The following is a 15,123-nucleotide window of genomic DNA, read 5'->3' as shown; positions in this document are numbered from 1 at the left end:
AAGCCCGGTCGTTCACGACCGGGTAGTTGACTGGGGATGGCGGTGGGCGGCGGGCAGTCGGCTGATCTCGACGAGCCGGTCGAAGTCGACGGCGACGCCGCGCAGCAGCAGGTCGGTCAGCCGGCGGGCGGCCGCCCTGTCGAGGGGGGCGGTGCCGAGCAGGGCGCGCTGGTAGACGACGGATGCGAACAGGTCCACCACGAGGCCAGGGTCGGTGTCGGGACGCAGGTCGCCTCGATCGACGGCGCGTCGGACCGCGACCTCTGCGGCGGAGCGACTGGGTTCCACCAGGGCGGTCAGCAGATGGCGGTGGAGCTCCGGGTCGGCGGCGCACTCCGCGACCAGGGGGGCGAGGACGCCCTGCGGCAGCCTGGTGTCCAGGGCCTCGGCGAGGAGCTCGACGCTCTGCTGGAGATCGCAGCGGGTGCAGTGGGTGTCGGGGGTGGGCGGGGTGACGAGCACCGAGGCGAGGGCGTCGATGACCAGCCGCTGCCGCACCGGCCAGCGGCGCCGGATGGCCGCCTTGGTGGTGCCGGCCCGGACGGCGGCCTTCTCCAAGGCGAAGCCCGTGTAGCCGTCCTCGCGGAGGAGCTCGATGGTGGCGGCCAGCACCGCCGCCCCGATCGCCGGGTCGCGTGGCCGGCCACCGGTGGGGCTCATCGCCGGTCGTCCTGCGGGTACCAGCGCAGCTCGACAGTGTTGTCGTCCGGGTCCCGCACGTACACGGACTGCGCAGAACCGCGGGCGCCCCAGCGCGGCACGGGCCCCTCCAACACAGTGAACACCCCAGAGTCGACGACCTCCTGCCAGTCGAGCGGCTCCACGACCAGGCAGAGATGGTCTACGTTGGCCGCCTTCCCCGCCGCCCCCTCGGTTCGTTGGACGAGATCGATGACGGTTCCGGCGCTCACCCGCACCGACGGGAACGGCGCCTTCCTGGCCCGCCACTCCTCGACCCGCTCGCCGGCGAGCCCGAGCGGGCCGCAGTAGAAGGCGAGCGACCGCTCGACGTCGGCGACGTTGAGCACCAGATGATCGAAGCCGGTGACACGCATGTGAGGTCCCCTCGGTGGACGTCGCAATTAAGATCCGAACCGGTTCGTATCGTATTCCCGCTCGTCGACCGCTCACAACCCCTCATGCCGGAACGGGCCCCGGACCCGGGCCCCATCTGCCCGCGTGGATCGGCCGGAGCGACGTGACGTCCGATGCGGCACATCGCAGAACGCCGCACCGTCCTCGTCGTGGGCGCTCGACCGACTCGGTGGAACGCGGCAGCACGGTGAGGTGCCGTGCCAGGCGTCGGGAGTTCGTTGCAGATCTTCAGTGCGCTCCTGGCCGGAGGAGGCTGTTACACCCTGACGGTTGCTTGCCGACGGCGCGCTCGACGAACATCCAGTCCGGGTAGAGGACTTCGGCGCTGTCGGCGACGTCCAGCCTCACCCTGGTCGTCGCCGAACAAGCTCATGCCTGCCGCTCAAAGCGGTTACAGCCTTCGGCGTGGCCGTGTGGGGGCGGAGGGCGGCACCGTCGCCGAGCTGCCGGAGTTGCCGGCCATGCGGAGAGGGGTCAGTGCGGTCGGGGGCGGAAGCGGCGCAGCCAGTCCTGGGTGTGGGTGATGTGCGCCCCCGCAGCGAGCGCGGCGGCCATGGGGTCGCGTGCCGTGATCGCCGCCGCGATAGCCCGGTGGCCCTTGTCGCTGTCCCGGCGGACCTCCTCGATCGAGTAGATGTCGTAGTGGCTGCCGCGCGAGCGGAACACCTCGACCAGTGCGGCCAGCGACTCGTTCCCGCCCGCGTCGCAGATCCGCTGGTGGAAGCGGGCGTCCAGGTCGCTCAGTGCGGTGTGGTCGGTCTCGCGCTCCATGGCTGCGAGCAACTCGGACAGCTCGGCGTCGAGTTCGGCTGTGGCACGCGCTGCGGCCTGCCCGGCCGCGTGGGACTCCAGGACGCGGCGGATCTCGACGAGTTCGAGGAGGCCGTCCAGCGGGACCAGGTCCACGGTGGCGGCGAAACCTCGCATCATCTCGGCCGGGCGCAATTGGGAGACATAGGTGCCGGAGCCGTGCCGGGCCTGGAGCACGCCGAGCGCCTCGAGCTCGCGGACGGCCTCGCGCAGGGAGCCGCGGGAGGCTCCGAGCTGATCGCAGAGCGCGGGTTCCGCGGGCAGCTTCTGACCGGGCGTCAGCTCGCCGGAGGCGATCAGCGCCCGGAGCTGGGCCACTACGTCCTGTTTGGCAGCCATCCGCTCCCCCGTTTCTCTGCGTGTCGAGCCTATCGCCCCCAAGTCATCGTATGACTCTGCGCCACATCCGTTCCGTCACGCGTATCTATGCTGCTACTTTCCCATTGCTCAGAGAAATCATCGGACAACTTTGAGGGAGTCTCGCCATGCCTCAGGCCGACCTCCGTCCCCTCGCGCCAGATCCGGTGCTCCGGCCGGACGGCCTCCCGGCGCTGGACGACTGGTCACTCGACCCAGCGGTACGACATCTCAACCATGGATCCTTCGGTGCGGTGCCGTCGGCGACCGGGGCGTGGCAGCAGGCGCTGCGCGAGGAGGCCGAGCGCGACCCGGTCGCGTGGTTCCGCCATCTGCCTGCACGTGTGGCGCAGGCCCGGTGTGCCATCGCCGACTGGCTGCACGCACCGCAGGAGGCGACGGCGCTGGTCCCCAACGCGAGTGCGGGCGTCACGGCCGTGCTGTCCTCGCTGCCGCTGCGCGCGGGTGAACGGATCGTGGTCACCGACCACGCCTACGGCGCCGTCGACATGGCGGTGCGGCGACATGCGGCACGGGCCGGCGCCCAGGTCGACACCGTGCACATCCCGCTGGCCGCGGACGCCGAGCAGAGCGCGGCGCTGATGCGCGCGGCGGTGGACGCACACGACCGTACGGCCCTGGTCGTGGTGGACCACATCACCTCCGCCACCGCCCGGCTGATGCCGGTTCAGCAGATCGCCGCGGACTGCCGCGAGCGCGGCATCGCACTGCTGATCGACGGCGCGCACGCACCCGGCATGCTCGCCGAGCCGCTGTGCGGCCTTCAGGGCACGTACTGGGTCGGGAACTTGCACAAATGGCCCTGTGCCCCGCGCGGCACCGCAGCTCTGGTCGCTCAACCGGCCGATTCCGCCGATCGGCAGCGGCTGTTCCCGCCGATCGACTCCTGGGGCGCCCCGGACGACTACCCACAGCGCTTCGACCAGCAAGGGACACTGGACCTGGCCGCCTGGCTGGCCACCCCCCATGCACTGGACCTCATCGAGGACCGCTACGGCTGGGACGCAGCCCGGACCCATATGTCCACTCTGGCCGACTACGCCCAGCAGTACGTCGCCGAGCGCTGGGGTGCCAGCCTCGACGGGCTTCCCCCTGAACCAGCTCCCACGATGCGACTGGTCCCACTCCCCCACGGCATCGCCGCCGACCAGGACGCCGCACACGCGCTGCAGCACGCCATTGCCGACCGCCACGCCTGCGCCACGTCCGTCACCACCTGGCGCGGCCGCGGGTTCCTTCGCCTGTCGGCCCACCTGTACAACACCCCCGCCGACTACCAGGACTTCGCCGACCGCTGCGACGTGCTCCACCCCTGACGCCCCCGACCGCGCACCACTTCACCCCCACAGGGACGCCATGACGCGCAGAAAGACGATCGAAGCCACCATCGCCGAAGCCGGCGCCGGCACCACCCGGCTCACCCGCGCACTCGGACCGCTCCAGATGACACTGATGGGTATCGGCGTCACCGTGGGAGCCGGAATCTTCGTCCTCACCGGCACCGCCGCCGCCCGCTATGCAGGGCCGGGCATCGTGCTGTCCTACCTGCTCGGCGCCGTGGCCACCTTTCTGGTCGCGCTGTGCTACACCGAGTTCGCCAGTACGGTCCCGGTCGCAGGCAGCGCTTACACCTATGCCTACGTCTCGCTCGGCGAACTCGTGGCCTGGATCATCGGCTGGGACCTGATCCTGGACATGACCATGGGTGCCGGAGCGGTGGCCACCGGCTGGTCCCAGTACTTCACCGACTTCCTGGGCACCTTCGGGGTGCACCTGCCATCGGCCATCGCCGGGCCGAACGCGACCGTGAACGTTCCCGCGGTGCTCGTCATACTCGTCCTCACCGCGATCCTGGCCTCGGGCATCCGCACCACCGCGCGGATCAACATGGCCATGACGCTGGTGAAACTGGCTGCCGTGGCCCTGTTCCTGGTCATCGGAGTGCAGCACCTGCATGCCGCGAACTGGTCGCCGTTCATCCCGGCCGCCAAGTCCGCCGCCGAGAGCGGAGGATTCTGGCAGGAGCCGGTCCTGAGCAGGCTGGGCCTCGGGTTGAACGCCAGCTTCGGCGCGGCGGGCGTGCTCACGGGCGGGGCCATCATCTTCGGCGCCTACTCCGGCTTCGACATCATGGCGTCCAGCGCGGAAGAGGCTCGCGACCCGCGCCGCACCATGCCCCGCGCGCTGAGCGCCACGGTCGCGGTGTGCGCGCTGCTCTACGTGGCCGTCGCGCTGGTCGTCACGGGGATGCAGAACTACACCAAGCTCGACAACGCCGCACCCATCACCGGCGCGCTGCAGGCGGTGGGCGCCCATTGGGCGACCCGGATCATCGGGCTGGGCGCGATCTGCGGACTCACCACCGTCGTCATGATCATGATGCTGGGGCAGTCCCGGGTCTTCCTGGCCATGAGCCGCGACCGACTGCTTCCGGAATGGTTCGCGCATGTGCACCCGGTCACCCGCAGCCCTCGCCGGATCGTCTGGCCCCTGGGTATCGCAGTGGCGTTCATGACCGCGCTGCTGCCCATCAACGACCTTGCCGAACTGGGCAATATCGGGATGCTCTTCTCCTTCATCATCGTCAGCCTCGGCGTCCTACGGCTCCGGCGCACCCAACCCTCCTTGCCCCGAGGCTTCCGCACCCCCTGGGTACCGTTCGTCCCCGTTCTGGGCACCGTGCTCTGCGTGGTGCTGATCCTCAGCCTTCCCACCATCACCTGGGCCCGGTTCCTGGCCTGGATGGCCGCCGGGCTGGCCATTTATTTCCTTTGGGGCCGCCACAACAGCCGCTTCGCCACCGCCGAGAATCCGTCGACGTCAGACATGGACGCGGAACTCAGTCCCGACCGGTCGGGCCGCGTGTGAGCCCTGGAACGCGGCGCCGGCCAAAAGGCCCCAGGTCTGTGCCGGCCGGCCGGTGGAACGGTGGCGCCGGTCCTGGCGTGACGCAGAGGTGAGGGGCAGTGCGCAGCAGTTCGGGCGCCGCGAAGCGGCCGAAGGCCGACGGCACTGCCCCTCGCCGCCCTGGAGCCGCTCCATGCTGGACGGCGCGACGGCCCCGGGCCGGGGCGAGGAGTTGAGCGGCTCAAGGGACTGAGCCGCGCCAACTCCGTGTGCCAGGACCTGCCCTGATGCCCCTCAGGCGCACCTGCCCTGCCGGTGGTGAGCCGGCCTGCCTACCAGTCGCCAAGCCTGCCCAGCTGAGCGGCACGGCACGACCACGGCGGGCACGCCGGGCGACCTGGGGACCACAGACCCCGCGCGGCTCCCTCGTGGGCCACTGGCTGGAGTGGGCGCGCCTGCTCGTCATGGTGCGCGCCCAGACACCGGGCGTCCAGGCGGCGTGGACGACGGAGGCGGCGCAGCAACCTTTCGCTCGCGCCGTGGCCGAGGGCTGGGACGCCGAGCGCGGCGGCTTCGTCTACAGCGTCGACTTCGCCGGGAAGCCGGTGAACCGGCAGCGCATGCACTGGACGATCGCCGAGGCCGTCGGCGCGGCCGTCTTCCTGTACCGGGCGACCGGCGACGCGACATACGAAAGCTGGTACCGCTCGTTCTGGGACTACGCGGCGCGCGACGTCCTGGACAGGGCGGGCGGCAGTTGGTGGCACGAACTCGACACCCATGGCCACCCCACCACCACGACCTGGGACGGCAAGCCCGACCTATACCACGCGTTCCAGGCCACGCTCTACGCACGCGCCCCGCAGCACCTCGGCCTCGGCGAGGCGGCCCGCCAGGGGGTGATCGCATGCTGACGCCCGTCCTGGAGATCGGTGGCACGCACGTCACCGCCGCGCTCGTCGACCTCGACGGGGGCCTGGTCCACGGGCAGGTCAGGGCGCCGCTGCCCGCGCAGGGCAGCGTCGACGAAATCCTCGGCGCGGTTGCCGGGACGACCGCCCGCCTGGCCGCCCCAGCCGCAGCGCCGTGGGGCGTGGCCGTGCCGGGGCCCTTCGACTACGAGGCGGGGATCGGCCTGTTCGAGGGCGTCGGCAAGTTCGAGTCGCTCTACGGGATCGATCTCCGCACCGAACTGCAACACCGCCTGACCCCCGAGCCGGGCGCGCTGCGGTTCCTCAACGACGCGGACGCCTTCGGGATCGGTGAATACGCTGCCGGGGCCGCGGCCGGGCACGAGCGCGCCTTGTGCGTCACTCTCGGCATCGGCTCCGCCTTCGTCGACCACGGCGAGCCCGTCAACGAAGGACCTCTCGTCCCGCAGGACGGCAGCGCCCACCTGCTCACGTACGGGGACCGCCCGTTGGAGGACACCGTCTCGCGCCGGGGTATCCGCGCCGCTTACGCCCGTGCCGCGCTCGACGACCCGGACGTCGTGCCCGATGTGCGCACCATCGCGGAGCTGGCTCGCGGCGGAGACCGGTACGCGCGCGTGGTCCTCGACCACGCCTTCCGCGCTCTCGGCGAGACGCTCGCCCCGTGGATCAAAGGCTTCGAGGCCACGGTGCTCATGGTGGGCGGCTCGATCGCCGCGTCCTGGGACCTGACCGAGGTGCCGCTGCGTATCGGTCTCGCCGAGGGGCCCGGTACGTCGTCGGCCCGGCGGCTGACGGTGCGTACGGCGCTGCGCCCCGAGGACGCGCCGCTCCTGGGTGCCGCATGGTGGGCGCGACGGCCGACCATGACATCGACGATCCGTGACGTCCGTCCACCGGACCTAGGATGAGGGCGCGGGCCGCCGCCCGCCTCGATCGGCGGGCGTGTCCGCGCCCAGGAGACGTGAAGAGAGTGCGAAGCGCAGTGCCCCAGTCCGGCAGTCCGGCCCGCCCCGGCGCCACGCCCCCCACGATGCGGGACGTCGCCGCGCGGGCCCAGGTGAGCGCCATGACGGTCTCGCGCGTCCTCAAGGACGACGAGCGCGTCAGCACCGCCACCCGGGCCAAGGTGCTCACGGCGGTGGAAGAGCTCGGCTACCGGCGCAACGAGGTGGCCCGCAACCTTCGTCTCGGCAAGGCCAGCGGCATGATCGGACTCGTCGTCACCAACCTGGCGAACCCCTTCTACTCGCGGCTCGCCCTCGGCGCCGAACAGGTCGCGGAGGAACACGGCCTGCGTCTCGTCCTCGGCAACACCGCCGAACAGGTCCAGCGTGAGCGGGAGTTGGTCGAGGACCTGGTGTCCCGACGGGTGGACGGCATGATCGTCGTCCCGGCCGGCGCCTCACAACGCCACCTGGCCCCGGACGTGCTCGGCCCCACCCCGATCGTCCTCGCGGGCCGCCCGCCCGCCGGCATCGAGGCCGACACTGTCCTCGTCGACGACTTCGGCGGCGCTCACGCGGCCACCGCCCGGCTGATCGCCGACGGCCACCGCTCCATCGGCTTCGTCGGCAATCCGCCCGCCCTGTTCACCGGTGCGGAGCGCTTCCGGGGCTACTGGGCGGCCCACGAGGAGGCCGGACTGGCCCCCCGCGAGGAATGGATCAGCAGGGGCTCCTACGACATCCCCGGGGCCGAGGCCGCGGCGCACCGAATCCTCGACCGCACGGACGCGCCGACAGCGCTGTTCTGCACGAACAACCGCATCACCCTCGGCGCCTACCGTGCCGTGCGGGGCCTGCGCAGCGGCACCGCCCTTGCCGCGTTCGACGATTTTGAGATGGCGGACCTGCTGGACGTGCCGGTCAGCGTCGTCGCCTATGACGCCGACGAAGTAGGGCGCCGCGCCGCCCGTCTGCTGCTCGAGCGCATCGACGAGAACCCGGCCGCGCCACAGCAGCCGCCACGCAGGACGGTCGTCCCCACTCACATCGTGCACCACACGGGCGCCTGATCTCGCAGAGGACCGCCCGGCACATGCACAACTCGAAGCCACTTGCAGGGGGACGCATGTCGCGTCGGCAGTGAGTGGTGGTTGGCACCCGCCGCGCTCGGGGCCACACGCTGCGCTCGGGGCACACGCTGCGAGCGCAAACCCTACCCAGGCAGTTCCGTGCGCTCCCACCACTCGTACACGGGCAACAGACCCTGCGAGGTCTCCTCCTGACGTGTCGTGGCTTTGAAGTGCTCGTACCCCCCGCGCAGGGGAACTTTGATGTCCAACCCGGGCGTGGAGACGGAGACGATCCGCTCAGGAAGATCGTCAGGACCGCCCTCGAGAACTGCTTTCATCGCGTCGACCATGACCAGATCTTCCCCGCAGGCCCGACCGGCTCCTTCATGACGCGCCGACACGTCTGCCACTCCCCCCTTTCCGTGCCGGCGACCCCCACCACCACGAGGGGCTCATCAGGCCTGCGTGCGCTCGCGGCGTCGGGTCGTAGGACGACGGACATGACCCAGCGACTCCCGCCGTCCACAGGTGGCACCTGGCACACCGTCGACATGCAGTTCCTCGACGACGAGCGCCTGTGCCACGGCGCCCTGTGAACCACAGGTGGCGCGCACCGATCTACGGCCGACACTGCGCTGCACATCGCCCGCGGTGAGTCCATCACCGGGGAACCTGCGAGCCACACGCAGTCCCGGCCCCCGGGACGAGTCCCAGGGGCCGGGACTGTGCAGCACTGTCACTGGCCGCTGAGGTACCTGCCGTACGCGAGCGCGCTCGACGGGGAGGGCAGGCCCAGCTTGGCGGGCGTGAACGCGGAGGAGCCGTTGGCGCTCGCCCGGGGCAGCAGCCACACGCCGCCCGAGGCGGCGTTCTCGCCCGGAGCGCCGACCGCCACGTCCGCCCTGCCGTCGTGGTCGTAGTCGCCGGTGGCGACGGCGGCACCGAACGCGTCGGCGGCTTCCGCGACGCCCGGCACGCGCGGGGTGTCCTGCTGGAACCCGACGGAGTGGCCTTCGCCCCAAGCGTCGACGAGGCCGGTCGGGCCGCCGAACAGGAGGGTCGCGGCGCCCGCACCCGAGCGGGTGCCGATCGCCTCGCCGGGGGCGCCGGCGATCAGGTCGTCGCGGCCGTCGTTGTCGATGTCGGCGACGGCAAGGGCGGCGCCGAAGTGGTCACCGGTCTCCGCGACGCCCGCCACGCCGACCGTGTCCTGGTTGAGGGTCTGCTGGCGGAACCCGAAGCTGCCGGGCGTGGCGTTGCCGTAGTGGACGTGGATGCCGCCGCCCTTGGCCAGCTCCTCGGGGCCGCACGGGTCGTCGATGTTCTCGTCGGCGATCTCACGGCACTCGCCGAGGGCCAGGTCGTCGTGGCCGTCGCCGTCGAAGTCGCCCGCGGCGAGGGCGGAGACGCCGGCGTTGTCGGTGTTCCAGGTGTTGGCCATGGCCTGCTCGGTCGCGTCCCAGGCCCACAGGCGTACGTGGGACTGGGTGAACGGGGTCTTCGTCCAGTACCCGACCGCGAGGTCCGCCGTGCCGTCCCCGGTGAAGTCGCCGGTGGCGAGGATGGGGGCGTGGCCGCCCATGGGGGCGGTGACGACGGTGGTGACCATGCTGTCCTCGCCCTGGGCGACACGAGCGACGACCTTGTCCGTGCCGCCGATCACGATCTCCTTGTTGCCGTCGCCGGTCAGGTCGGCCGAGGCGACCGCGAGGCCGAACGCCGCCGACGCCGAGGGGCCGTTGAGGACGACGGAGCCCGGGCCCGGACCGCCCCTGGCCCCGCCCACCGCGGTGACCGAGCCCGCGTCCGTGCCGCGGCCGGTGACGTCCTCGCCGGGGGCGCCGACGAGGAGTTCCGCGATGCCGTCGCCGCTGGTGTCCACGAGGGCCACGGAGCCGCCGAAGCGGTCGCCCGTCTCCGGGGTCCCGGGGACCTCGGGGGTGGCCTGGCTGATGCGGATGCTGCCGTGAGCGCCGATTCCCTTCGGGCCGCCCCAGACGATGTTGACGTAGCCCGCTCTCGCCTTACCGCCGACCGAGCCGTCGGGTACGCCGACGGCGAGGTCTGCGTACCCGTCGCCGTTGAAGTCGCCGTCGGTCTGCGCGGGAACAGAGGCCGAGGCCGGGAGGACCGGCCCGACAGCCGCCGCAGCAACGATGATGGCTGCTGTGGCATACGTCCGTATCCGTGTGCGCATGTGGGCTCCAGGGTCCGAGGTGTCCGAGAGGCGGGGAGTTCACCTGTGGGACACCCGGAGGGCGCCCAGGGTTGTGCTGGTACGGACTCGAATGTCGACCCGCGCTGACAGGCACCTTCGCTCCACAACACGGCTGGGTGGGGAGGCAGCCTGAACAAGTCCGGCCAGACAATGAAAGGCCGTTGGGGAGAGTTTCAGCGAACCTCATCAGATGATGAGGATGCCCGAAACCCCCCAGCGTCTGCTCGATTCCCCGCTTGGTTGTTCGGTGAACGGTGAACGGTGAAGCCGGGTCCGCGCCCCCGACTCCCATGGCTCAAGCCAGCGCGTCCATCAGGGCGGTGACATAGGCATCCAGCCGCTCCTCCACGGCCCGCGTCGTCAGCTCTGTCCTCCCTGCCTCCCGCCATGGCTGCGACACCAACCGCACTTCTTCTGAGAACGCCAGCCCGTCCCGCACCCGCCAGTACAGCCGCTCGCTCGCGGCCGTGGCCAGCACCCCGCCGGCCTCCTCATACGCCTCAGCGAACCGCAGACCCCACGCTGGACCGTGCAGCAGCGCGAGATTGGTGGAGCAGTGCGCCACATCCAGATCCGCCGGTCCCCAGGAGGTAGCCGCCCAGTCGACGACGCCGGTGATCCGGGCACCTGCCGGCTTTGAGGGCGGCACGTCGAACAGCACGTTCCCGGGGTGGAAGTCCCGGTGCAGGAATCGCCCTTGATAGGGCGGCGCGGGCTTGCGGATCACGTCGATCGCCGCGGCCCATGCCGCCGCGTCAGCGCCCTTCGGAGTCACGACGGTGTCGGCGGTCGTCAACGCCACATACTCGCGGGGCCGCTCGGCTGGTCTCAACGCGTGGATCGCCACGAGTTGACGGGCCAGCAGAGGGACGCGCGTCTCCAATCCCTCATCGTCGAGGACCGTCCGGCCCGCCAGATGTGTCATCAGGAGCGATGGATACTCGCACTGTTCGGCGGTCGGATCAACCGCGACCAGTCCAGGAGCCGGCACCCCGGTCCCTGGGAGCAGGGTCAGGGCGCCGGCCTCCCTGTTCAGCCAGTCCTCGGCGTGCTCCACGTTGACGAAAGTCCTCAGCACCAGGTCACGGGTGCCCCCGTCTCGCGTGCCGATGGTCAGCCTCCGCATTTCGGCGGTGATGCCGCCGTGCAGCGCCTCAGTTCTGACGATCCGTTCGCCAACCGCCAGGTGCCGGCTCACCCAAGCCAGTGTCAACGGTCGCACAGCCGCCGCCTCATCGTCGTTGGTCACCGTGCCACCTCATCATCCGGACTGCCACACGCGCGAAGGTAGCCGAGGGAGATTCAGGGCTCGGCATCTGAGACCGACCACAGGTCAAAGCCCACGCGGTTGGGGATTTCAAGGACGGGTGGGACAGTGATCACCTCGCGATGATGTCGCAGGCCCTTCGTAGGCGCACGGGTACTTCTGTCCTGCTTGGAGTCGCGGATCGACATCCTGCCACGCCGCTCACGCGCTTCAGGTGGCATGTCCGCCGTTGTGCATTGCGCCCTGATGTGGGCATCGGAGGCACTCCGGTGTCGGCGGAGCAGGAGGGACGGCGGCCGACTGGTAGGCCTTGACCCTGAGCAGTATCAGTACAAGGAGCGCAACACGTTGACATCCTCGCCCAACTAAAGGAGGGCGATTCCCGCCTGTCGCGCCGTTGTAGGGCGCGGCTTCGGGTGGGTTCCTGCTTCATCGCGCTGCGCCGGGACGAGTCCCGGTCTTACTTGCGCTCCACGGGCTGACACGGCCAGTCCGGCCGCCTTCGCGACGTTGACCGCCGCGTTGATGTCTCGGTCCAGGACGGCCCCGCAGGCTCCACAGGTCCACTCTCGGACGTGGAGGGGCTTGGGGCCGTCCTTGACGCCGCAGGCCGAGCAGACCTGAGAGGTCGGCTCGAACCGGCCGATGCGCACGAAGGTGCGCCCGTACCGGCTGGCCTTGTACTCCAGCATGGTCACGAACTGTGACCATCCGGCGTCGTGCACGGACTTGGCCAGGCGTGTACGGGCGAGTCCCTTGACCGCCAGGTCTTCCACCGCGATGGCTTGGACGCCCCTATGACTGTCAAGCAGTCATGCCGGGGCGGGCGTGAGCCCGGCGCGTGGGAGGAGGGAGAAGATCTCGCGGGCGACGTATCGCTTGAGGCATCTGATCACTTCGCGCCGGGTCTTTCCCTCGCTGGTCCGCCGCTTGAGGTAGTCCTGGGTGCGTGGATCCCAGCGCAGGCGGCTCTGCACGATGCGGTAGAGCGCTGCGTTGGCCTGTCGATCGCCGCCGCGATTGAGGCGTCTACGCTGCTGTTTGCCGGAGGAGCGCTCGACCGGGCTGGCTCCGCACAGTGCGGCGAAGGACGCCTCGTCGGCCAGGCGTTCTGGGTTGTCACCGGCGGTGATCAGGAGCGTGATGGCGCTGTCCGGGCCGACGCCGACGCGCTCCAGCAGTTGTGGAGCGTGGGACTGGACGAGGCCTGCCAGACGTCGCTTCAGCTCGTCGATCTGCGCGGTCAGCTGCTGGATGCGCTCGGCCAGCAGCTGGAGCGTGACCAGTGTGGCGTCCAGGACCTCGTCCCTGCCAAGGTTGTCGGGACCCGAGGTCAGGTTCGCGCAGGTACGGATCAGCGCCGGGTTGGTCAGAGGGGTCAGTTGCTCCCGCAGGGCCGGATCGGCGGACACCAGGACGGCCTTGAGCTGGTTGATGGCCTGGGTGCGGGCCTTGATGGCGGAGTCCTTGGCGATCTTGTACATGCGCGCGATCTGCACCGGCCCATTGCCGGTCTTGGCCTGGGCAGTGGCTCTGCCGGAAATGACGGCCCGCGCGGCCGCCTGGGCGTCGACGGTGTCGGTCTTGCCCTGCTGCCGCTGGGCCCTCTTGTCGGGCCGGTTGACGTCGAAGACCTGGACGTCTCGGGCCAGGAGGTGGCGTGTCAGGGCTGCTCCGTAGGAGCCCGTGCCCTCGACTCCGGCACGCGTGAGTGTCCCGAAAGACCGGGCCCAGTCCAGCAGTTCGCGATAGCCGACCAAGGTAGCCGGGAACGCCTCGGTGGCCAGGACCGCGCCGAGAGGAGTAACCACGGCGGCGACGTGTGTGTCCCTGTGGGTATCGACCCCCAGAACGACCTCGCCGCCCCCTTTGGTCATGGCGGCCGGCGACAGGCCGGATCGGCGCGGAGACGCTCAGCGCCGAGGCCTTCGGCGCCGCGTTCGCCAACATCGCTCCCGACGAGGCGTCATGGCTGTTCGACCACTACGCGATTCCCTCGCCCGGCGGCCTGCTGTCCGACCTGGCGGGCGCGGACGGCCCCCCGCATCCCCGCCGGGGCCGTGATATCGAAGCCTGAAAGACGGGACCACCGAGATCCGCCGCGCGCGTGCCCGACCTCTACGTGGCCCGCGCCCGTGAAGCCCCGCCCGGCAGGACAGGGCGTTCGTACTGGACAACTTGTTTGTGCAGGCCGCATGCGCCACGCGCTCCGGCGAAAGGTGGCTGCGCGGAGCGCACGCCTCCTTCGTACGGACCGCGGTCGCCCCAGCGCCGCGAGTTCGCTCGTCAGCTGCCGCGCCCAGCGCGATGCCGGTGACGAACGAGGGAGGGTACCGCCCTCTCGAGTCTCTCGTCGTGGACAGCTTCGCGGCGCTTCAGCACGTTCGGTCTACGGTGGATCTCCTGCCGACCGACGGCGCCGGCTCTCCCACCGAAGGTGACATCCCGTGACGCGAGTCGCATACCAGGGTGAATACGCATCCAACTCGGCGACCGGTGCACAGAACCTGTTCCCCGGATGCACGGAGCATCCCTGCACGAGCTTCGAGCAGGCTCTGGACGCGGTGACGCTCGGCGCCGCCGACGTGGCGGTGATCCCCGTCGACAACTCGGCCGCCGGACGCGTCGCCGACGTGCACCATCTGCTGCCGGAATCGGGCCTCTTCGTCATCGCCGAGTACTTCCTCGCCATCCACTTCGACCTCGTGGGCGTCCCCGGAGCCTCGCTCGACCAGGTCGAGTACGTCCGCAGCCATGTGCACGCGCTCGGCCAGTGCCGGAAGGTGCTGCGCACGGGTGGCTGGCGCACACTCATCACCGACGACACGGCGGGCGCGGCCCGTGAGGTGGCGGAGCTGGGCGATGTCCGGCACGCGGCGCTCGCCCCGCCGGCCGCCGCACGACACTACGGTCTGGAAGTACTGCAGGCGGGAGTCGAGGACGACCCGGACAACACCACGCGCTTCGTCGTCCTCTCCCGCGACGCGGTCTTCGCCCCGGTCACGGACGAGCCGACGATGACGAGCCTGTTCTTCGCCGTACGGAACATCCCCAGCGCCCTCTACAAGGCCCTTGGCGGCTTCGCCAGCAACGCGGTGAACCTGACCAAGATCGAGAGCTACCAGATGGGCGCCGGTCTCAACCCCAGCTGCTTCTACGTCGAAGTCGAGGGACACCCCGACGAGCCCGGTGTCGCACTCGCCCTGCAGGAGCTGCGCTTCTTCTCCTCCGAGGTCCGCGTCCTCGGCGTCTACCCGGCGCACCGGCACCGGCTGCGCGAGCGAACCGCCTGAGGCACCGCGACACGGCGGCAGGCTCCACGTGAGCCATGCCGGGCAGTCGCCCGTCAGACCGTGGCGCCGCTCTGGCGCGCCAGGTAGGCAGCAGCCTTGACCCGGCTGCCGCAGGTCCTCATGGCGCACCACTCGCGCCGGTGGCCGCGCGAACGGTCGAGGTAGATCTGAGTGCACACGGGGCGGGCGCACTCCCGCAGCAGCGTGCCTTCGTCGCCGCCGAGAATCTCGACCGTCTCCCGCGCGAGGGCCGCGAGGCCCTGGGA

General features: G+C 70.6%; 14 protein-coding genes and 1 pseudogene. 6 read left to right on the top strand and 9 right to left on the bottom strand.

Translation table 11 applies throughout. From position 1 onward, the window contains the following. Window positions 1-12: 12 nt before the first annotated feature. The 3 genes from OHA58_RS37975 to OHA58_RS37965 form a co-directional block, all read right to left on the bottom strand. The gene (locus tag OHA58_RS37975) at window positions 13-660 is read right to left on the bottom strand and encodes a TetR-like C-terminal domain-containing protein (RefSeq protein ID WP_405484409.1); all 648 of its coding nucleotides are present in this window, start codon (window positions 658-660) and stop codon (window positions 13-15) included. After that, window positions 657-1,055 (bottom strand): VOC family protein, encoded by a 399-nt coding sequence (locus tag OHA58_RS37970; RefSeq protein WP_405484407.1) that lies wholly within the window; start codon window positions 1,053-1,055, stop codon window positions 657-659. The genes OHA58_RS37975 and OHA58_RS37970 overlap by 4 nt, the downstream gene beginning before the upstream one ends. Window positions 1,056-1,569: 514 nt before the next feature. Then, the gene (locus tag OHA58_RS37965) at window positions 1,570-2,244 is read right to left on the bottom strand and encodes a FadR/GntR family transcriptional regulator (RefSeq protein WP_405484405.1); all 675 of its coding nucleotides are present in this window, start codon (window positions 2,242-2,244) and stop codon (window positions 1,570-1,572) included. Window positions 2,245-2,390: 146 nt separating this feature from the next. Here OHA58_RS37965 and OHA58_RS37960 point away from each other — a divergent pair, with 146 nt between their 5' ends. The 5 genes from OHA58_RS37960 (at window position 2,391) to OHA58_RS37940 (ending at window position 8,079) form a co-directional block, all read left to right on the top strand. After that, window positions 2,391-3,599 carry an aminotransferase class V-fold PLP-dependent enzyme gene (locus tag OHA58_RS37960; RefSeq protein WP_405484403.1) on the top strand — a complete coding sequence of 403 codons (1,209 nt, stop codon included), beginning with the start codon at window positions 2,391-2,393 and terminating at the stop codon, window positions 3,597-3,599. Between the two features lie 40 nt (window positions 3,600-3,639). Next, a complete protein-coding gene (locus OHA58_RS37955) occupies window positions 3,640-5,151 on the top strand; it encodes an amino acid permease (protein WP_405484401.1) in 1,512 nt (503 codons plus the stop codon). Window positions 5,152-5,417: 266 nt separating this feature from the next. Then, entirely contained in the window at window positions 5,418-6,044 is a 627-nt protein-coding gene (locus OHA58_RS37950) for an AGE family epimerase/isomerase (RefSeq protein WP_405484399.1), read from the top strand. Beyond that, window positions 6,038-6,973: an ROK family protein gene (locus tag OHA58_RS37945; protein ID WP_405484397.1), complete on the top strand. Its 936-nt coding sequence runs from the start codon at window positions 6,038-6,040 to the stop codon at window positions 6,971-6,973. Before OHA58_RS37950 ends, OHA58_RS37945 begins: the two co-directional genes overlap by 7 nt. 122 nt (window positions 6,974-7,095) lie before the next feature. Then, window positions 7,096-8,079, top strand: a complete 984-nt coding sequence (locus tag OHA58_RS37940; RefSeq protein ID WP_405485385.1) for a LacI family DNA-binding transcriptional regulator — start codon at window positions 7,096-7,098, stop codon at window positions 8,077-8,079. Between the two features lie 143 nt (window positions 8,080-8,222). Here the strand turns inward: OHA58_RS37940 and OHA58_RS37935 are convergent, their stop codons facing one another. From OHA58_RS37935 to OHA58_RS37915, 5 genes and pseudogenes are all read right to left on the bottom strand, one after another. After that, the gene (locus OHA58_RS37935) at window positions 8,223-8,429 is read right to left on the bottom strand and encodes a DUF5988 family protein (protein WP_405484395.1); all 207 of its coding nucleotides are present in this window, start codon (window positions 8,427-8,429) and stop codon (window positions 8,223-8,225) included. A 386-nt stretch (window positions 8,430-8,815) separates the two neighbouring features. Further along, entirely contained in the window at window positions 8,816-10,276 is a 1,461-nt protein-coding gene (locus OHA58_RS37930; RefSeq protein WP_405484393.1) for an FG-GAP-like repeat-containing protein, read from the bottom strand. 316 nt (window positions 10,277-10,592) lie between these two features. After that, window positions 10,593-11,546: a phosphotransferase family protein gene (locus OHA58_RS37925; protein WP_405484391.1), complete on the bottom strand. Its 954-nt coding sequence runs from the start codon at window positions 11,544-11,546 to the stop codon at window positions 10,593-10,595. A gap of 383 nt (window positions 11,547-11,929) precedes the next feature. Beyond that, a pseudogene (locus OHA58_RS37920) lies at window positions 11,930-12,352 on the bottom strand (RNA-guided endonuclease TnpB family protein); the annotation flags it as partial. A gap of 24 nt (window positions 12,353-12,376) precedes the next feature. Beyond that, a complete protein-coding gene (locus OHA58_RS37915) occupies window positions 12,377-13,375 on the bottom strand; it encodes an IS110 family transposase (protein WP_405484389.1) in 999 nt (332 codons plus the stop codon). A 636-nt stretch (window positions 13,376-14,011) separates the two neighbouring features. Between OHA58_RS37915 and OHA58_RS37910 the strand changes: the two genes are divergently transcribed. Beyond that, complete coding sequence (locus OHA58_RS37910) at window positions 14,012-14,857, top strand: prephenate dehydratase (protein WP_405484387.1); 846 nt, start codon at window positions 14,012-14,014, stop codon at window positions 14,855-14,857. A 53-nt stretch (window positions 14,858-14,910) separates the two neighbouring features. Here OHA58_RS37910 and OHA58_RS37905 read toward each other — a convergent pair whose 3' ends face one another. After that, window positions 14,911-15,036: a CGNR zinc finger domain-containing protein gene (locus tag OHA58_RS37905; RefSeq protein WP_405484385.1), complete on the bottom strand. Its 126-nt coding sequence runs from the start codon at window positions 15,034-15,036 to the stop codon at window positions 14,911-14,913. Window positions 15,037-15,123 lie beyond the last annotated feature (87 nt).

The sequence above is a fragment of the Streptomyces sp. NBC_00009 genome (assembly GCF_045040855.1).
In the GTDB taxonomy this organism is placed as follows: domain Bacteria; phylum Actinomycetota; class Actinomycetes; order Streptomycetales; family Streptomycetaceae; genus Streptomyces; species Streptomyces aureus.
The sequence above is the reverse complement of the archived record's forward strand: the minus strand, read 5'-3'. Positions and strand labels throughout refer to the sequence as shown.